At 70.7% G+C, this 17,993-nt stretch carries 15 protein-coding genes; 3 read left to right on the forward strand and 12 right to left on the reverse strand.

Annotated features, from left to right (window positions below; translation table 11 throughout):
* Positions 1 to 2 precede the first annotated feature (2 nt).
* Genes HED23_RS23305 through HED23_RS23335 form a run of 7 tightly spaced genes read right to left on the reverse strand, consistent with a single transcriptional unit; the run spans position 3 to position 7,844 of the window.
* Complete coding sequence (locus HED23_RS23305; protein WP_203185330.1) at positions 3 to 1,292, reverse strand: NtaA/DmoA family FMN-dependent monooxygenase; 1,290 nt, start codon at positions 1,290 to 1,292, stop codon at positions 3 to 5.
* Positions 1,289 to 2,365, reverse strand: coding sequence for an LLM class flavin-dependent oxidoreductase (locus tag HED23_RS23310; protein ID WP_203185331.1), 1,077 nt, complete (start codon positions 2,363 to 2,365; stop codon positions 1,289 to 1,291). Before HED23_RS23310 ends, HED23_RS23305 begins: the two co-directional genes overlap by 4 nt.
* A 16-nt stretch (positions 2,366 to 2,381) precedes the next feature.
* Complete coding sequence (locus HED23_RS23315) at positions 2,382 to 3,356, reverse strand: ABC transporter substrate-binding protein (RefSeq protein WP_203185332.1); 975 nt, start codon at positions 3,354 to 3,356, stop codon at positions 2,382 to 2,384.
* Positions 3,357 to 3,410: 54 nt separating this feature from the next.
* Positions 3,411 to 4,163, reverse strand: a complete 753-nt coding sequence (locus tag HED23_RS23320) for an amino acid ABC transporter ATP-binding protein (RefSeq protein WP_203187605.1) — start codon at positions 4,161 to 4,163, stop codon at positions 3,411 to 3,413.
* Between the two features lie 35 nt (positions 4,164 to 4,198).
* A complete protein-coding gene (locus tag HED23_RS23325; RefSeq protein ID WP_203185333.1) occupies positions 4,199 to 5,098 on the reverse strand; it encodes an amino acid ABC transporter permease in 900 nt (299 codons plus the stop codon).
* Between the two features lie 41 nt (positions 5,099 to 5,139).
* Positions 5,140 to 6,981, reverse strand: a complete 1,842-nt coding sequence (locus tag HED23_RS23330) for an FAD/NAD(P)-binding protein (protein WP_203185334.1) — start codon at positions 6,979 to 6,981, stop codon at positions 5,140 to 5,142.
* A complete protein-coding gene (locus HED23_RS23335; RefSeq protein WP_203185335.1) occupies positions 6,978 to 7,844 on the reverse strand; it encodes an amino acid ABC transporter permease in 867 nt (288 codons plus the stop codon). The genes HED23_RS23330 and HED23_RS23335 overlap by 4 nt, the downstream gene beginning before the upstream one ends.
* A gap of 450 nt (positions 7,845 to 8,294) precedes the next feature.
* On the opposite strand from HED23_RS23335, the gene HED23_RS23340 reads away from it, so the two are divergent.
* On the forward strand, positions 8,295 to 9,227 hold the full coding sequence (locus tag HED23_RS23340) for an ABC transporter substrate-binding protein (protein WP_203185336.1): 933 nt from the start codon (positions 8,295 to 8,297) through the stop codon (positions 9,225 to 9,227).
* Between the two features lie 69 nt (positions 9,228 to 9,296).
* On the opposite strand, the gene HED23_RS23345 is transcribed toward HED23_RS23340, so the two are convergent.
* Positions 9,297 to 10,490: a DUF5685 family protein gene (locus HED23_RS23345; RefSeq protein ID WP_203185337.1), complete on the reverse strand. Its 1,194-nt coding sequence runs from the start codon at positions 10,488 to 10,490 to the stop codon at positions 9,297 to 9,299.
* Between the two features lie 310 nt (positions 10,491 to 10,800).
* Between HED23_RS23345 and HED23_RS23350 the strand changes: the two genes are divergently transcribed.
* Positions 10,801 to 11,241 carry a cell division protein SepF gene (locus HED23_RS23350; protein ID WP_203185338.1) on the forward strand — a complete coding sequence of 147 codons (441 nt, stop codon included), beginning with the start codon at positions 10,801 to 10,803 and terminating at the stop codon, positions 11,239 to 11,241.
* 22 nt (positions 11,242 to 11,263) lie between these two features.
* On the opposite strand, the gene HED23_RS23355 is transcribed toward HED23_RS23350, so the two are convergent.
* Positions 11,264 to 12,493, reverse strand: a complete 1,230-nt coding sequence (locus HED23_RS23355; protein WP_203185339.1) for an acyl-CoA dehydrogenase family protein — start codon at positions 12,491 to 12,493, stop codon at positions 11,264 to 11,266.
* Between the two features lie 88 nt (positions 12,494 to 12,581).
* Complete coding sequence (locus HED23_RS23360; RefSeq protein ID WP_203185340.1) at positions 12,582 to 14,312, reverse strand: MFS transporter; 1,731 nt, start codon at positions 14,310 to 14,312, stop codon at positions 12,582 to 12,584.
* 490 nt (positions 14,313 to 14,802) lie between these two features.
* Here HED23_RS23360 and HED23_RS23365 point away from each other — a divergent pair, with 490 nt between their 5' ends.
* A complete protein-coding gene (locus HED23_RS23365; RefSeq protein ID WP_203185341.1) occupies positions 14,803 to 15,843 on the forward strand; it encodes a phosphatase PAP2 family protein in 1,041 nt (346 codons plus the stop codon).
* Between the two features lie 190 nt (positions 15,844 to 16,033).
* Here the strand turns inward: HED23_RS23365 and HED23_RS23370 are convergent, their stop codons facing one another.
* The gene (locus tag HED23_RS23370; RefSeq protein WP_203185342.1) at positions 16,034 to 16,249 is read right to left on the reverse strand and encodes an I78 family peptidase inhibitor; all 216 of its coding nucleotides are present in this window, start codon (positions 16,247 to 16,249) and stop codon (positions 16,034 to 16,036) included.
* Between the two features lie 431 nt (positions 16,250 to 16,680).
* Positions 16,681 to 17,961, reverse strand: coding sequence for a glycosyltransferase family 4 protein (locus tag HED23_RS23375; RefSeq protein WP_203185343.1), 1,281 nt, complete (start codon positions 17,959 to 17,961; stop codon positions 16,681 to 16,683).
* Between the last annotated feature and the right edge of the window lie 32 nt (positions 17,962 to 17,993).

The following is a 17,993-nucleotide window of genomic DNA, read 5'->3' on the forward strand; positions in this document are numbered from 1 at the left end:
CGTCAACCTTTCCACACCGGCTCCGCGAGGCCGAGGTGCGACCTCAGCGTGGAGCCGGTGTATTCGGAGCGGAAGGCTCCGCGTTCCTGGAGGAGCGGGACGACCCGGTCGACGAAGTCGTCGAGGCCTCCCGGGGTGAGATGCGGTACGAGGATGAAGCCGTCGGCCGCATCCGTGGCGACGAACTTCTCCAGGTCCGCGGCGACCGTCTCCGGGGAGCCGATGAAGGACTGCCGCACCGTGGACTCGATGACCGTCTCCCGGATCGACAGCCCCTTGGACTCGGAGAGCGCCCGCCATTTCGCGGCCACGCCCAGCGGGTCCGCGACCCGGACCCTGCCCTGCACGATGCTCGACCCGGGGTCCGGGTCGACGGCCGGGAGGGGCCCGTCGGGATCGTACGAGGAGAGGTCGCGGCCCCAGACCTGTTCGAGGGCGAGGATCGCGTTCTGCGGGGAGACCTGCAGACGGCGGATCTCGGCGGCGTCCTGCTCGGCGTCCGCGTCGGTGTCGCCGACGACGACGGTGACACCGGGCATGATCCTGAGGTCGTCAGGCTGCCTGCCGTACTTCGCGAGGCGCGCCTTGACGTCGGCGTAGAAGGCCCGCCCGGCCTCCAGGGTGCCGTGCCTGGTGAAGATGACGTCGGCCGTGGACGCGGCGAACTCCCGGCCCTCGTCGGAGTCCCCGGCCTGGATGACGACGGGGTGCCCCTGGGGTGAGCGGGGGACGGTGAACTCCCCGGAGATCTCGAAGTGCCGCCCGGAGTGCGCGAACGGCCGCGAGGTGCCGTCCGGGGCCCAGGAGTCCCACAACTCACGCGCCGTGGAGACGAACTCGGCGGCACGGGTGTAGCGGTCGGCCCGGTCGAGGTAGCCGCCGCGGCGGAAGTTCTCGCCGGTGAACGCGTCCGAGGAGGTCACCACGTTCCATGCGGCGCGGCCCGCGCTGAGGTGGTCGAGCGTGGCGAGGCGACGGGCGAGCTCGTACGGCTCGTTGAAGGTCGCGTTGACGGTGGCGGCGAGACCGAGGCGTTCGGTGACGGCCGCCAGCGCGTTCAGCACCGTGAGGGATTCAGGACGGCCCACCACGTCCAGGTCGTGGATGCGCCCGTTGTGCTCGCGCAGGCGCAGCCCCTCGGCGAGGAAGAAGAAGTCGAACTTCCCGCGCTCCGCGGTTCTCGCCAGGTGCTCGAAGGACGTGAAGTCGATCTGGCTCCGCGAGCGGGGATCGGCCCACACGGTGGTGCTGTTGACGCCCGGGAAGTGGGCTGCGAGGTGCATCTGCTTCATGACGTCCCCTCCGGGGTCCTCGCGGGCGCGTAACGGTTGGCCGGCCGGCCCAGGCCGAGGTGCTCGCGGAGCGTGCCGCCCGGGTAGAAGGTGCGGAACAGGCTGCGGTGCTGGAGCAGGGCCACGGTTCCGTTGACGATCCTCTCGAGGTCGCGCTCCGGTGTGATGGGGGTGAGGTGGAAGCCGTCGGCCGCTCCGCCCTGGTACCACTGGGTGATCAGTTCGGCGAGGTCCACCGGGCCGCCCCGGAAGTAGGTCCCCCGTCCGGCGAGCTGCGGGCCGCTCTCCAGTCCGGGTTCGGGTGCGGTCTCGGCGTCGCCGAGGTCGACGGTGAGGGCGACCAGGACCCGCAGGCTGTCGGGGTCCCGGCCGTGGGCCGCCGCGCCGCGGCGCAGGTCGTCGCGCAGCGAGGCCGCCTGTTCGGGTGAGGTGGCGCGCACGTGTACGACGTCGGCGTACCGCGCGGCGGGCTCACGGGCGGGCCCGCTCGTGCCGTCGATCACGGTGACGGGCCGGCCCTGCGGTGGCCGGGGCACGATGGCGGGGCCCCGGACGGAGAAGGTACTGCCCTCGAAGTCGACGTAGTGCAGCTTGTCGCGGTCGATGAACCGGCCGGTGGCGGCGTCCCGGACCTCCGCGTCGTCCTCCCAGCTGTCCCACAGCCGTGCTCCGGCGTCGGCGGCCTCTCCCGCCTCCTGCCACAACGCGCTCGCGGGTGCGGCCGGGCGCCGGCCGAACAGCCGGGCCTCGGCCTCGGTCGTCGACACATCGGCCTGCCAGCCGGCCCGGCCCCCGCTGACCCAGTCGAGGGTGGCGACGGCGGACGAGATGTGGAAGGGCTCGGTGTGGGTGGTGGTGACGGTCGGCACGAGGCCGATGCGGCTGGTGGCCGGGGCTACGCGGGCGAGTACGGCGAGTGCGTCGGGGCCGGGGCGCGCGAACGAGTCGCCCAGGGTGACGAAGTCGAGTGCTCCCCCTTCGGCGAGCCGCGCGAGCGCCACGTGGGAGGCGGCGTCGTAGCGCGGCGGGCCGCCGATCTCGGCGGCGAGGTGGAGTGGCCTGGTGGCGGACATGCGGGACCTCTCGGGGTCAGTTCTCGGTCTTGGGGAGGCCGGGCGGGTTGATCTCGGACTTCTCCACCGCCTCGTTGGACAGACCCCAGCGCTTGAGCACCTCGGCGTACGAACCGTCCTGGATGACGTGGTCGATCGCGGCGCCGTACGCCTCGGCCAGTCCGCTGCCCTTCTTCGTGGTGGCGGCGATCTTCCCCTGCACGCCGTCACCGGCGCCGGAGAGCGTGCCGATGATCTCGGACTGTCCGGCCGAGGCCACGTGGTAGTTGGCCGAAGGGCTCGGGCCGAGGTAGGCGTCGATGCGGCCCGACTGGAGGGCCAGGTAGTAGTCGGTGTCCTTCTGGAAGTACTTGATCTCCACGGGCTTCCGCCCGGCCTTCACGTTCTCCTCGCTCCAGTCGACGAGGATTTTCTCCTGGTTGGTGCCGGAGGAGACCGAGATGGTCTTCCCCGCCACGTCGGCCGGCCCCTTCACCTTCCAGCCGGAGCCCTTCTTGGCCTCGAAGGCGATGTTGTCGAGCCGGTAGGTCGCGAAGTCGTACTTCTCCTTGCGCTCCTCGGTCACCGTGACGTTGGAGAGGACCCCGTCGAACTTGGAGCTGTCGAGGCCCACGAAGAGGTTCTCCCAGGAGACCTCCTCGAACTCAGGCTCCAGCCCCAGCGTGTCGGCGATCAGGGTCGCGAGGTCGATCTCGCTGCCGATCCGCGTCTTGTCGTCGGTCGCGTAGAACCCGAGCGGTGGTGAGGCGTCGGCGCTCGCGCCCAGCCGGAGCGTGCCGCGCTCACGGACGGCGGCCGGCACCTTGGCCGCGATGGCGTCGACCTTCTCGCCCCTGATGCGGTTCTGGTCGGGCCCGATGTTGATACCGGTGTCCTTCTCCCCCTTCGGGCGGATCACGTCCTCGGCCGCGTCGCTGCTCCCGCACGCGGTCAGCAGCCCGGCGGCGGTGAGGGTCGCGAGTACGGCGGTGAGGGTGCGGCGGACTGACATGTGACTGCTCCTTGACTGGGGGGACACGGGCGGGGATGCGGAGGGGGACATGGCTCAGAGGACCTTGGAGAGGAAGGCGCGGGTGCGTTCCTGGACGGGGTGGTCGAGTACGTCGGCGGGCGGGCCCTGCTCGACGATCCGCCCCTCGTCCATGAAGACGACGGTGTCGGCGACCTCGCGGGCGAAGCCGATCTCGTGCGTGACGACGATCATCGTGGTGCCCCCGCGGGCCAGGTCCTTGATGACGTCGAGCACCTCACCCACGAGTTCGGGGTCGAGCGCCGACGTCGGCTCGTCGAAGAGCAGCAGTTTCGGTTCCAGGGCGAGAGCGCGGGCGATCGCGACGCGCTGCTGCTGGCCGCCGGAGAGCTGCTTCGGGTAGGCCCCCGCCTTGTCGGCGAGCCCGACACGGGCCAGGAGCTTCTCCGCCGCGGCCACGGCGTCCTTGCGGGGACGGCCGAGGGCTGCGACCGGGGCCTCGATGACGTTCTCGAGGACGGTGAGGTGCGGGAAGAGGTTGAAGTTCTGGAAGACGAAGCCGATCCGGGTCCGCTGGCGCAGCACCTCGCGCTCGCGCAGCTCGTACAGCTTGTCGCCGGACCTGCGGTAGCCGACCAGGGTGCCGTCGACGCTGATCCAGCCCCGGTCGACCTTCTCCAGGTGGTTGATGGTGCGCAGGAGTGTGGACTTCCCCGAACCGGAGGGGCCGAGGACGACGGTCACCTCCCCCGCGCGCACGGTCAGGTCGATGCCTCGGAGGACCTGGAGCGGGCCGAAGCTCTTGTGCACGGAACGGATCTCGACCATGGCGTCGGACCCGGCGACTTCTTCTGTGGGTGCGCTCATCGCACGGCCCCCTTGGCGTAGTGACGTTCGACGTAGTGCTGGAGGACGGAGAGCACGGTGGTCAGGAGGATGTACCAGACCGTGGCGACCATCAGGAGGGGCACCACCCGGCCGTTGCGCCCGTAGACGACCTGGACCTGGTAGAAGAGCTCGCCGATCGCCATGACGGAGACGATCGAGGTGCCCTTGAAGAGGGAGATGATCTCGTTGGCGGCGTTCGGAAGGATGGAGCGCATCGCCTGGGGCAGCACGATGCGCCGCAGCTGCCGCAGCCGTGGGATGCCGAGTGCGGCGGCCGCCTCCAACTGGCCGCTGTCCACGGCCAGTACGCCGCCCCGGACGATCTCCGCCGCGTACGCGGCCTGGTGCAGGGCGAGCCCGAGGACGGCGGCGCTCATCGCGCCGACCAGGTTCATCGTGTCGAAGGAGACGAAGCCGGGCCCGAAGGGGATGCCGAATTCGAGCTCCTTGTAGAGGTAGGCCAGGTTGAACCAGAAGAGCAGCTGGACGATCAGCGGGATGGAGCGGAACGCCCAGATGTACGCGTACGAGACCGCCCTGAGGAACGGGCTGGCCGACAGCCGCATGAAGGCCAGGACGATGCCGAGCGCGAAGCCGATCACCGTGCCGTAGAAGGTCAGCTGGAGGGTGACCCAGACGGCGTGGAGGATGGTCTCGGTGGTGACGAAGCGGGCGAAGACGTCCCATTCCCAGCCCGGGTTGGTGACCAGGCCGTTCAGGAACTGGGCGAGCAGTACGGCCGTGGCCGCGACGGCCACCCAGCGCCAGGGGTGGCGTACGGGGACCACCTTCAGGGCCGCGTACTCGTCGGCGGCCCGCTCCTCGGCGGCGGTGGCGGCAGGTGGGTGGACGGGTGGATCGCTGGTCAGCGACATGGTGTGGGTTCCTTCTGCGACAGGAGTGCGAGGGGCCCTGCTCACGCGGTGAGGCGGTCACGACAGGAGAGGTCGCGCAGGAATGCGAGCGCCGTGCGGGCGGTGGAGTCGTTCTGGCGGAATGCCGGGCCGCCGGTGCGCGGCCGGGTGAAGGCGCCGCTGGAGCGTGCTGTGGTGAACGGACCGAGGGCGAAGCGGCGCGGGTGGGGGCGGCCGTCGCTGTCCAGGATCCGGCTGTCGGCGGGATCGACGGAGAGCAGGCCCGTGTCGGTGCCTGCCGCGCCGTCCGCGTGCAGACCGCGCAGCAGGGAGCTGCGGGTCGTGCGCAGCGACGGGTCCGGCAGGCGGGCCTCGACCAGGGCGCGGGCCTCTGTGTACGCGCCGGGCACGGTGGCACTGCGGGCCCGGAAGACGCCCCGCTCCTCGTCGGACTCGACGGTCATGCCCGCGCCGACGAAGCGGACGACACCGGCCTCCGAGAGGGCGAGGAGCTGACGCAGCCTGGGGCCGGGCGGCCCGGAGGCCAGGTAGCTGAAGAAGCCGTGCCACTGTTGGCCTATGTCGCCGAGACGGGTCAACTGCCCGTAGACGGAGAGCAGTCCGAGGAACACGGCGAGGTCGGGGCTGTGCCGGGGGTCGTGCCGTCGTTCGAGGTCGGCGGTGATGTAGGCGCGCAGCCCGTCCTGCAGCGAGTCGTACGAGGCGTGGCGCACCCCGTCGAGCGGGTGGTCGAGGGCGTCGAGGTCGAGCCGGTCGGCGGGGTCGGGAACGGCCGAGGCGACGAGCGCCGCGAGCTCGGGGCTGCCGGGCTCGGCGACGGCGTACTTCTCCTCGAAGTCGCCGGGATCCACGGCGGTGCGCTCGGGATGGGCGGTGAACAGCCGGTGGTAGTGGGCGTGACCCAGCTCCTTGGTGATCAGCGGCCACAGGTCGCGCCGGAAGTCCACGGGCCCCGGCCGGTTCAGGATCTCCTCCGCCTGGCCGGCACCGAAGTGGTGGGGCAGGGGCGGACGTTCACCCTGCCAGGTGTAGCCGATCTTGGAGTGGTACGGGACGCCCCGCCGCGATCCGACGTACAGGACGGGCTCCCTGCCGGAGGGGATGTAGGCCCCGTTCTCGTGGCGCCCGCCGCGCCCCTCGGTGAGCAGCACCATCAGGTCGATGAAGGCGAGGCCGAAGCCGCGCACGAGGACGGGTTCACCCTCCGTGAGGGCCGTCAGGTCGGTGTCGGCGGTGAAGTCGGGCGGCAGGTGTACCAGGTCGTGACGTGCGGCGAAGGCCGCCAGCTCCTGCTGTTCCGTGTCCGGCTCGGCGTCGAGGTGCCCGACGGTGAGGACGACGAGGTCGGCGACGAGCGGCTCGGTACGCCCCTGGATCCGCACGCGTTGCCGGCCGCCGCGGGGGCCGTGGACGCTCAGGGCGTAGCCGGTGTGCTCGTGGACCGTGATGCCGGGCGGGAGCGCGGCGAGCGCCCGTTCGTACACCCAGCGCAGATAGGCGCTCTGCAGCCTGCGGCTGGGGAAGTCCTGGGGGCCCAGGCCGTGGATCTCCTCCAGGACCGTGGGGTCGGCGCCGATGACGGTCCGCCCCTCCCGGACGTCCGCGGCCCAGGTGTGCAGGGCGGGGCCCGGGCGGACCGGGCCGTCCAGCTGGACGGTGTCGTCGGTGAACATGGTGACGTCCTCGGCCATGGAGTTCATCCAGAGCAGCGGGGACTGGTCCTGCCGCCAGATCCGGCCGCCGCCCGGCGGGTAGGGATCGACGAGGTGGATCTCCAGGGGCCGGTCGCCGTACAGCTCGGCGGCGTTGGCGGCTATGCGCTCGATGACGCCGGTGCCGCGTGGGCCGCCGCCGATGACGACGAGCGTCGGTGCATCGTTCACCGTGCGCCCGCCGTGCCGCGCGCGTAGTGACGTTCGACGTAGTACTGGCCGATGGACAGGAGCGAGGTGACGGCGACGTACCAGAGCGTGGCGACCAGCAGGAGCGGGATGACCTCGTAGGTGCGGTGGTAGACGAGCTGCACGGAGTACAGCAGGTCCTGCACGGCGATGATGCTGACTATGGAGGTGCCCTTGAGGGTCCCGATCAGCATGTTGCCGGCGGGCGGCACGATGGACCGCATGGCCTGTGGCAGCACGATCCGCCGGAGCCGGCGCCAGGGCCCGAGGCCGAGCGACTGGGCCGCCTCGAGCTGTCCGCGCTCGACGGAGAGGATCCCGCCGCGGACCACCTCGGCGGCGTACGCGGCCTCGTGGAGCGTGAGGCCGATGACGGCGACGGTGATCGGGCTCAGGAGGTTGACCGTGTCGACGCCGAGGATCTGCGGGTAGAGGGCGCCGATGTTGAACCAGAAGAGCAGCTGGACCAGCAGCGGTGTCGACCTGAACAGCCAGATGTAGCCCCAGCTCACCGCCTGGAGAACCCTGTTGGCGGAGAGCCTGAACACCGCCAGCAGAGTGCCCAGGGCGAAGCCGAGCACCATGACGAGGGCGGTGAGCCACAGCGTCAGGCCGAGGCCCCGCAGCACGGAGTCGGTCGTGAGGTACTCGCCCACGACGTCCCACTGGAACGCGTCGTTGCGGACGACGGACACCAGGGCGCCCGCGAGGAGGAGCAGGACGACAACAGCCGCTGTCCACTGACCGGTTCGGCGTACGGGGACGATGCGCGGGGTCGCTTCCCCGGGTTTCCCGCCGACCGGGGGAGGGAGTGACGGGGCATGGATTTCTGTCTGCGCGGACATGCGAAGGCTCCGTGGATGCAGAGATCGAACACGGGGCGTGCCTTCAACGCGTAACACAACATGGACCGGGCCCCTCAGCGCCGGTCCGTCTCAGAGAAAAGCGCCACACCGGTGCTGTTGTCAAGCTTGTCCACAGTCTGAGCCGTACGTCTCACATCAGTTGACGTCCAACCGGATGCCTGTTCCACTTGGGCCATGTATTCGCAGCAGTGGCTGGTCACCCGCTCCCACATCGACTTCGGTCGCGTGTGGTCCTGTTCCTGTTGAGCTGACCCCCTGCGTCTCCGTTCTTCCCGCTCGCGCCCCCTTCGGCGCTGGAGCGGATTCCCACGCGTTCCTTCACGTACACAACATCGCTGGGCCCTCCCCTCGTACAGCTGATCTCCCGCCCCGACGCTCCGCGCTGCCCACGCGCCGGAGCGCGGTCGACGAACCCGGAGAAACTCCGCAATGCCCCGAACCCGGCACACCGCTGCCTTCGCGCTGATCACCGTGGCCGCTCTCTCGCTCACCGCGTGCGGATCGGGGGATCCGGCGGCCTCGCAGGCCGGGCCCGCGGGCCGGGCGAAGACCCCGAAGACCGATGTGGTCTCGTCGGTGAAGAAGAACGAGGCCGCGGCGAAGCTGCTGCCCGCCGGCGTCCGCGCCTCGGGTGAGCTCTCCCTCGCCTCCAGCGTCGGCGCTCCGCCCGGAGCGTTCTACGAGGAGGACGGCAAGACGCTCGCGGGCGCCGACATCGACTTCGCCGATGCGGTGGCCCGGGCGCTCGGGCTGGAACTGAAGCGCGAGGTCGCCTCGTTCGAGGCGATCCTGCCGGCCCTGGGGAGCGGGAAGTACGACCTCGGCACCGGCAACTTCGGGGTGACGGACGAGCGCCGCAGGACGATCGACTTCGTGACGTACATCAACGACGGGCAGGGCTTCGCCGTCCGCGGGGACAGCGAGCTGAAGGAGGTCACCGACCTCACGCAGCTCTGCGGTCTGACCGTCGGCACCGGCGCCGGGACCACCTTCGAGGCGACCTTGGAGGAGAACAAGCACCTGTGCGCCGACGCGGGCGAGAAGCCCTACGAGGTCAAGACGTACGCCGATCAGGCCGCCGTCTGGATCTCGCTCCAGCAGGGCCGCAGCGACGTCCTGATGTCCACGATCAACGGACTGCGCTACGCCGTGAGCCAGCTGGACGGGCTGCGCTTCCTCAACGAGTTCAAGCGGCTCGACGTCGGCTTCGCCTTCAAGAAGGGCACCCCGCTGGCTCCCGCCTTCCAGGCGGCGGTCAACGGCCTGAAGGAGGACGGGACCTACGACCGCATCCTGAAGAAGTGGGGCACCGGGAAGTCGGCGATCGAGACGTCGCAGATCTCCCCGCCCGAGATCAAGTGAACCGGGGAGACGACCGGCTGATGTCAGGTCGGTGACGTCGGTCCGGCGACGGCCCGCCCCCGCGCCGGATCAGCAGTCGCACCCGCAGTCGCAGCATTCGCAGCACTTACCGCAGCAGTTGCAGCCCTCGCAGCAGCCCTCGCACCAGTCGTTGCAGTCGTTCTTGTGGCAGAGCCCTTCGCGCTCCTGGCCGCTCCACGGGTCGTTGAAGCTGCCGGCACAGCACATCTGGCAGGTGCAGGCGAGACCGGCCCAGACCAGACAGCCTGCTATGAGGCCGCGCCTGTTGCGGGGCGGCTCGGGCGGGAGCGGCGGGCCCTGCGGGCCACCGGGGGTGGGCGCGTACGGGTTGCCGGGCGGCGGGCCGAAGGCCCCCGAGGGCTGCCCGCCCTGCTGGTGCGAGCACGAGGCCGGCCCGAAGGCCCGGTCCACCGAACGCCGCAGTTCGTGCACCAGGAGCACGTGCGCCAGGGTGCCGTCGGTGAATTCCGCGTCCCGCATCGCGAGGCGCACGCCGTGCAGCGCGTCGTCGCACAGGCGGCGGGCCTCGGCGAGCGGTGTGCCGGTCGCGGTGAGCGGGTTCCAGGCACCCGACGCGGCGTCAGCTTCGCGGTCCTCCACCGCATCCAGCAGATGGGCGAGCCGTCCGAAGAGCCGGCCCGCCTCGGCCAGCGGCGCGGCGTTCTGCGGCCTGCCCGCGAGGACGGCGGTGTGCGCGAAGGCCGCGGCCGTCGCCGTCTCGGTGGGTTCGGTGACCGTCAGCAGCGGGGTGCCAGGACCGGCGAGGGACTCGATGCCGGTCTGCCGGTCGACGGCGTCGACCAGGACCGCGGTGTCGAAGCCGAGCTCGGCCCCGGTACGCGCCCCGGCCCTGTCCCAGCCCGCGGCGACCCGGCGCGCGGCGGCGGCCACCGGACGCCGTTTCAACAGACCGTCGCGGTCGGCCACATGGTCACGCACCTTCGCCGACGCCAGCACGAGCGACACCGCGGCGGCGAGACGGGCCCCCTCACCGCGGGCGACGGGAGCCGTCCGCATCGAGCGCAGCGGGCAGGGGCCGGCGGTACGCCGCTGTCCGGCCGTGCGCTCCGTCTGAGCCTCCGTCAGGACCGAGACGATCAGGCCGTCGTAGTTCGTGACGACCCGTGCGAACTGTCCGTGGTCCGCGCGCAGCGCGAGGCAGAGACCGCAGAGATGAGCCATCCACTCCGTCTTGAGACCTTCGGACAGCCGATGGGTACATGGCCTCACGATTCCGAACACAACGATCCCCCGGGAGCCGTTCACTGATGAGCCGCGCCCGTTCACCCGCGCGCGGCGTCGATCGTATCGAGCGATCCGTTCACCCGTACGCCCGCCAGGTCACCCGTACGGACGGGGGCATCATATTTTCCTTCCGCAAGCCCCCTTATGCGGTATGAACCCTGACGAATCGCCACATGTTCTGCACCAGTAGCGTCACGAATCGCCTGTGCGGCGGCTATCCCCTTGGCGCTGTATCCGCATCATGGACGACCATAGGGATAGGAAAGAGATGCGGAACACCAACGAACCGCGGTGAGAGGAGGCGTCCATGGGATCGGTGCGCAAGGCGAGCGCCTGGCTGGGCCTCGTGGAGGACAACGACGAGCGGTACTACGACGACGAGTACTCCGAGGACGCGGAGACCGGCACGAATCAGCCATGGGTGACCGACCCCCGCGTGCAGGTGGCTTCCGAGAAGGCCGAGGACACGGGACGCCGGATCGCCACCGTCACACCGGACAGCTTCCGGGACGCGCGGGGCATCGGCGAGCTCTTCCGGGACGGCGTGCCGGTGATCGTCAACCTCACGGCCATGGATCCCACCGACGCGAAGCGCGTCGTGGACTTCGCCGCGGGACTGACCTTCGGGCTGCGCGGCTCCATCGAGCGCGTGGCGACCAGAGTCTTCCTGCTGACCCCCGCCCACACCAGAGTGGTCAACGGCGAAGCCGTCGGCCGGCCGGCCGACGGCTTCTTCAACCAGAGCTGAGCGGGGCGCTCGCCGGAAAGTCCTACCGGAAAGCGTCCAGGCCGGTGAGCGCCTTGCCCAGCACCAGCTGGTGCATCTCCACGGTTCCCTCGTAGGTGAGCACCGATTCGAGATTCGTCGCGTGCCGCATCACCGGGTACTCCAGCGAGATTCCGTTGGCGCCGAGAATCGTGCGTGAGGTGCGGCAGATCTCGATCGCCTCCCGCACGTTGTTGAGCTTTCCGAAGCTGATCTGCTCGGGACGGATCCTGCCGGCGTCCATCCGGCGGCCCAGATGGTGGGCGAGCAGGATGCCCTTGTGGAGCTCCAGGGCCATGTCCGCGAGCTTGGCCTGGGTGAGCTGGAACCCGCCGATGGGCCGGCCGAACTGTTCGCGGGACTTCGCGTAGTCCAGAGCGGCCTCGAAGCTCGCCCGCGCAGCCCCCATGGCCCCCCAGACGATCCCGTAACGGGCGTGGCTGAGACAGCTGAGCGGGCCGCTCAGCCCGGTGGCCCCCGGCAGGACCGCGTCGGCGGGCAGCCGCACACCGTCCAGGACCAGCTCGCTGGTGACCGAGGCGCGCAGCGACCACTTGTGCCTGATCTCGGGTGCGGAGAAGCCGGGGCTGTCCGTCGGCACGACGAAACCGCGGATCCCCGGGCCGCCGCCCGCCTCGTCGGTCTGCGCCCACACGACGGCGACCCCGGCCACCGATCCGTTGGTGATCCACATCTTGCGGCCGGTGAGGACCCAGTCCTCACCGTCACGCTTCGCGTAGGTCCGCATCCCGGCGGGGTCGGAGCCGTGGTCAGGTTCCGTGAGGCCGAAGCAGCCGATGGTCCCGCCGGCCGCCATGCCGGGCAGCCAGCGCTGCTTCTGCTCCTCGGAACCGAAGCGGTGGATTGCGTACATGGCGAGGGAGCCCTGGACGGAGACCAGGGAGCGGATGCCGGAGTCCGCGGCCTCCAGCTCCAGACAGGCCAGGCCGTACTGGACGGCGCTCGCCCCGGCACAGCCGTATCCCTGGAGGGACATGCCCAGCGCGCCGAGCGAGCCCAGTTCGCGGGCCAGCTCGCGAATACCGGGGAGCTCTCCGTTCTCGTACCACTCGGCGATGTGCGGGAGGACCCGGTCGGTGGCCCAGGTGCGCACGGTGTCGCGGATCGCCAGATCCTCCGGGTCGAGGAGATCGTCGATGCCGAGGGGATCACCCGGATCGAACGGCTGCCTCGTCGACCGCTTCGACGGCTTCGCGGACTCGGTGGTGGACACGGTGCCTCCGGCGGCTCGCACGGTACAGAAACGCGCCACAGTACTGAAACTAGCAGTGGTAGTCAGGGCGCCGTGCCGACGTTACGGCTCAGCGTGCCGCCCGTCCAGATCCCGTGACCTCGGCGGGTTCACGGCGCGCGGGACGGGGAACCGGGCGTCCCGCGCCGTCCGGCGGCGTAAGGGGAGGGACCTCGCGGCGGGGCGCGGAGCCGGAGCTCCCGGGTCCCGCCGACTGCTCCGGCACGGCCGGTGAAGGCTCCCGGCAGGCAGCCTTCACCGGAGGACAGTCCATGAGGCGCGGCAGGCGCAGGGCCGCCAGCGCACCGAGCAGCAACAGGCCCGCACTGACCAGCAGCGTGACATGCAGACCGTCGACGAAGGCGCTCCGGGCCGCGTCCCGCAGCAGGTCCCCCATGGGGCCGCCCAGCCGGTCGGCCACCTGGTAGGCCTCACCCAGCGAATGCGATGCGGCCGCTCCGGCGGCGGTGGGCACGCCCTCCTCGTGGAGCCGGGCGAATCCGGGCGCGTAGGCGGCGTTCATCACGCTGCCGAGCAGGGCGATCCCCATGCCCGCACCCAGCTGGTACGACGTCTCACCGATCGCGGCGGCGCCGCCCGCCCGCTCCGCGGGCGCCTCGCTCAGCATCGATTCGTACGCCCCGAACAGCGTGGACTGCAGCCCGAAGCCGAGCAGCACGAAGCCGACGGTGAGCAGCACGGGCCGGTCGTGCTGGCCCATCAGGGTCAACAGGAGCACCGCTGCGGCCGTGAGCACGAAGCCCCATCCGACCATCCGCCGGGGGCCGACGCGGCTCAGCGTGTACGAACCCGTGGCACCGGCGGCCATCGCGGCGAAGGTCAGCGGCAGCAGCCGCAGGCCGGTCTCCAGCGGGCTCAGGTCCAGGACCAGCTGGAGGTACTGGACCGCGATCAGCTCCAGACCGACCAGGGCCAGCATGGCAAGCACGATGCAGCCGACCGCCGTGGTGAAGGCGGGCCGGGAGAACATCGCGATGTCGATCAGCGGATGGGTACGCCTCTTCTGCCTGCGCACGAAGAGGACGAGCAGCACGGCGCCGACAAGTAGCGGGGCGAGGGCGGCGGGGTCCAGCAGCCCCTCGCCGCCGATCCGCTTGATCCCGAGCACGACGCCGAGCACACCGGCCGCCGCCATGAGGGCGCCGAGCACGTCCCAGGGCCCGTCGTCCTCGCCGCGGGACTCGGGCAGGAGCCAGCGCCCGACCGGAAGGATCAGCGCCATGAGGGGGATGTTGATCAGGAAGACGGAGCCCCACCAGTAGTGCTCGACGAGGAATCCGCCGACCACCGGTCCGGCCGCGGCACCCACCGCGGCAACCGCGGTCCACACGCCGATGGCCAGCGCGCGCTCGCGGCGGTCGGGAAAGACCTGGCGGAGTATCGACAGCGTGGCGGGCATGATCATCGCGCCGCCCACGCCGAGCAGCGCGCGCGCCGCGATCAGCACGCCGGGCGAGTCGGCCGTCGCCGCGAGCGCGGAGGCGACCCCGAAGAGCGCGTAACCGAAGAGGAGGACGCGCCGTCTGCCGATCCGGTCACCGAGCGTGCCGAAGAGAATGAGCAGTGAGGCACAGACCAGCGGGTAGGCGTCCACGATCCACAGCAGGCCGACGGCGCTGGGCCGCAGGTCCTCGGTGACGGCGGGGACGGCGACGTGCAGCACGGTGGCGTCGAGCGCGACCAGCAGCAGACTGAGACAGAGGACGACCAGGACGACCCAGCGGTTGGCACCGTCGGCTGCGGCGCGCAGCCTGCTCACGGCCGTGGATGTCCCAGTCATGCAGTACCTCCCACAATGAGTCCCTCGCGCTCGGCAGACCTGCTGGGGATCCGGCTCACGGCGTCCCCCGGGCCCGGCATCGACGGGCGAGTGAGCCGTCAGCGTACGCGAGTTCCACGTGGTCACGCGTGGTGCAGCTCATACGTTCACCAGCCACCGGGTGTGGCGTACACCACTTGACATCCGGCGCGCGGGGGCCATCCCGGCCGCCACCCCGCCGAGGCGACGGCATGATCAGCAGCCGCCCGCCGACACCCGGACGGCCGTCCGGAATGGTCCCGCTCACGCTCGGCGGAGTCGCACTGCACCAATTCGTCGACACTCAAACATTTCTGCGAATTACGCCTCGGATGAATAGCGGAGGGAGTCGAAGCCATTCCCTGCGGCATCGGTAATGGATACCGGACTGAGACAAAGTCCACATCACATCGTCATCACAAAGACGCGGGATCGGCCGGATCGCACACTCACTCGCTGTAACGTCCATTGCGTGCGTACCGACATCTTTGCCCGGCTGGACCGGGAGCCGGAACCGCCGAAGATAGAGATCCCGCGGATGAGCCGTCACCGCATCGCTCTCTTCGGCGGGACTTTGGCGTTCTATCTCGCCATCGTCGTTGCCGTGCTCGTCTCGTCCTGGCTGGTGGCTCTCGACTGGAAGGTCATGCTGTTCCGGCCCTATCAGCAGTGGCCGGAGCTCCACGCCTTCCTCGACTACTACGTCGTGCTCGGCCAGCGTGGCCCCACGGCCGTGATGGTCGCCTCCTGGCTGGGCTGGCGCTCCTGGCGCCAGCACACGCTGCGTCCGCTGCTCACTCTGGGCACCTCGCTGCTGCTGCTCAATCTGTCGGTCGGCGCGGTCAAGCTCGGTCTGGGGCGGCTCGGCCCGCACTACGCCACCCAGATCGGCTCCGCGGAGCTGTACGCCGGCGGCGATATATTTCCTTCGGGACACACCGCCAACGCCGTCGTGACCTGGGGAATCCTTGCCTACCTGGCCACCACGCCGCGCGCCAGGCGCTACTTGTCGGCCCTGTCGGCGTTCGTCTCCCTGGGCGTGGGCCTCACCACGGTCTACATCGGCACGCACTGGCTCAGCGACGTCCTGCTGGGCTGGGCGGCCGGCCTGCTGATCCTGCTGGCGCTGCCCTGGTTCGAGCCGCTGATCACGCGTACCGAGGTCCTGATCCTCTCGGTCCGTGAACAGTGGCGGGCACGCCGCAGGCCCGGGAAGTCCGTTCCGGCCGCCCCCGTGGCGCCGGAGCCGGTCCTGCTGCCGCAGGCGCTGGGCGGAGCGGCGGCCGAAGGCGCTCAGGAGGCCGCGAGCAGTGGTCCCGCGCCCGGGACCACGGGAGCGGCAGGCCATCCGGGGACGGCGGCCAGAGCCCGGGCGCACGCGGCACACCCGGTACGTTCGGAACGGACGCCGCTGACCCCGGCGGGCTCACGCCGTCCGTCCCACGGCGACCGCTCGCCGCGGAGCGGCGCGGGCCCGTCCCGCCCTGTGACGGGCGGGACGATGGCCCCCTGACACGGGCATCCCCCTGACACCGGCGTCCCGCTGACACGGGCGCTGCCCGAACTGCGGGGACGGGTGCCCGTCGCCACGCACGCCGAAGGCCCCGACTCCGGTCGGGGCCTTCGCTCGTCGGGGCCTTCGCTCGTCCGTGCCTTCGCCGGCCGCCTTCGACCGTCCGTGCCGTCCGCCCTTCCGGGCCGGTTCAGCCGACCCAGCAGCGGGTCACGGTCGAGGCGTCCACCTCGAAGTTGATGCGACCGCCACGGAACTCCATGGTGATGACGGTGCCCGGCGGAAGGGCACGGACCGTGCTCCAGCCGCGCGCTCTGGCCTGCCGTTCGGCGGTCTCGGCATCGAGGCCCACATATGCCTCGGGGGTGTCGTCCGGCTGGGCGGGAGGGGTCGGTAGAGGTGCCATACCTCTCACCGTAGGCGGCCGCACGCCACTGCGGAAGCCGTGGCGGGAACGGGCGTCCACGCATCCCCGTGTACCTCGGCGGTCACGCTTGTGTCACAGCATCCCCACAGGCGTTTACTCGGGGCCACTTCACCCGAACGGGCAGTCGGAGGGTAAGCGAACGGAATTGTGCGTCAGCTACGGAAATCCTCTCCAAGGGCCGGCGGGAGAGAATAACGGGCGGGTGGACACCGCGGGCGATCCCTTTCCCGGGTTCTCTAAAAAACGAATATACGAGCACGCCACCTGGAATTCACCCGCCCTTACGCCGGGCTTACTTTCCCCCGGCCCTCCGCTTGCGGGGCCCCTGCCGGAGAGCCCCCCGCCGGCACGCATGCGGAATACAACGGTCCGGGATGCGGCGCCCGGACGGCGTGTCCGGGCGCCCCGTCTCAGGCCCGCCCCTTGCGGATCACCTCCGCCGCCTTGTAACGGAGCGCATACGCTCCGTCCAGCACGCCGCCCCTGGAGCGCTGGACCGCGTCGCGCAGCACGCTCCGCGACCTCGCTCCCCCACCCCGCGCGACGAGCTCGGTGAAGAGCCTCTCGTGCCGCTCCGCGATCGGCGCCGGATCGAACCGCGCCGCGGAGACCCGCGCGGCACCGCCCATACGGCGCCGCGTCGCGTCGTCGTCGATCAGGCCGGTCAGGGCCTTCGCGAACGCGCCGGTGTCCCCCGGCGGCACCAGCCGCCCGTCCTTGCCGTCCGTGATGATCTCGGCTGGCCCGTGGGGGCAGTCGGTCGCCACGACCGGCACCCCGCAGCGCATCGCCTCCACGATGGTCATGCCGAACGACTCCCGCTCGGATGTGACGGCGGCGATGGAGCTCTTGGGCCACTCCGCCTCCATCGGGTCGACCGACCCCATGAGGAACACCCGCTCCCGGAGTCCGAGCTCGTCGACGAGCGCCCGCAGGGGCTGCTGCTCGTCGCCCGACGCGTCACCGGCGCCGTAGATCCGAAGACGCCACTCCGGCCGCGCCGCCGCGACCTCGGCGAAGGCCCGGATCAGTACGTCGTAGCGCTTGACCCGGTGCAGCCGCCCCGCCGCGACGATCCACTTGGCTTCGCAGTCGGCCGGCGGCCCCTCGGGCTCAGGCACGCTGTTCGGGATCGCCTCGATCCGTACGCCGGGCAGCCGCAGCCTGGCGCGGTAGTCCCGCGCGTCGGCCTCGGTGACGGTCGTGACGGCGTCGAGCAGCGCGTACCGGTGGCTTATCTCCCGGCGGAGCCGGTAGCCATGGCTCTCGAGCGTGAGGTGCTCCTGGCCCACACGCACCGGGCCGCGCCGCGCCTGCCGGCTGATGTGCACGTTGAGCCCGGGGCGCGTACCGACGACGACATCGGCGTCCAGCGCGCCCAGGCGGGCTGCGATACGGCTGTCGGTGAGCCTGCTGTACTGGCCGTGCCGGGTGTCCCCGCGCGGGAACACCGATGCGGGCCGCGCATGGTCCGCGGCCTTCCCCTCGTACCCCGGGCTCGACTTCCGCAGGTCGACGAGATGGCTCATCCGGACCCCGGAGGGCGCGCCGAGCTTCGGGTCGTCGCGGTGCCGGAAGACGGAGACGATCTCGACGTCGTGCTGCTCCGCCAAGGTCGTGGCGAGAGTGAAGGTGGTACGGATCGTTCCCCCGATGCCGTACGCGTTGTGGAGCAGAAATGAAATGTGCATTACGTAGTCGTTTCCCCTGTTCGACTGGTCCG

The organism is Streptomyces pratensis (assembly GCF_016804005.1).
Lineage (GTDB): Bacteria > Actinomycetota > Actinomycetes > Streptomycetales > Streptomycetaceae > Streptomyces > Streptomyces pratensis_A.

What these genes read in the sequence shown, in the direction of transcription:
- HED23_RS23320 (WP_203187605.1), bottom strand. Translation starts at nt 4,163, where the DNA reads ATGGTCGAGATCCGTTCCGTGCACAAGAGCTTCGGCCCGCTCCAGGTC.
- HED23_RS23325 (WP_203185333.1), bottom strand. Translation starts at nt 5,098, where the DNA reads ATGTCGCTGACCAGCGATCCACCCGTCCACCCACCTGCCGCCACCGCC.
- HED23_RS23340 (WP_203185336.1), top strand. Translation starts at nt 8,295, where the DNA reads ATGCCCCGAACCCGGCACACCGCTGCCTTCGCGCTGATCACCGTGGCC.
- HED23_RS23350 (WP_203185338.1), top strand. Translation starts at nt 10,801, where the DNA reads ATGGGATCGGTGCGCAAGGCGAGCGCCTGGCTGGGCCTCGTGGAGGAC.
- HED23_RS23335 (WP_203185335.1), bottom strand. Translation starts at nt 7,844, where the DNA reads ATGTCCGCGCAGACAGAAATCCATGCCCCGTCACTCCCTCCCCCGGTC.
- HED23_RS23310 (WP_203185331.1), bottom strand. Translation starts at nt 2,365, where the DNA reads ATGTCCGCCACCAGGCCACTCCACCTCGCCGCCGAGATCGGCGGCCCG.
- HED23_RS23305 (WP_203185330.1), bottom strand. Translation starts at nt 1,292, where the DNA reads ATGAAGCAGATGCACCTCGCAGCCCACTTCCCGGGCGTCAACAGCACC.
- HED23_RS23360 (WP_203185340.1), bottom strand. Translation starts at nt 14,312, where the DNA reads ATGACTGGGACATCCACGGCCGTGAGCAGGCTGCGCGCCGCAGCCGAC.
- HED23_RS23370 (WP_203185342.1), bottom strand. Translation starts at nt 16,249, where the DNA reads ATGGCACCTCTACCGACCCCTCCCGCCCAGCCGGACGACACCCCCGAG.
- HED23_RS23375 (WP_203185343.1), bottom strand. Translation starts at nt 17,961, where the DNA reads ATGCACATTTCATTTCTGCTCCACAACGCGTACGGCATCGGGGGAACG.
- HED23_RS23315 (WP_203185332.1), bottom strand. Translation starts at nt 3,356, where the DNA reads ATGTCAGTCCGCCGCACCCTCACCGCCGTACTCGCGACCCTCACCGCC.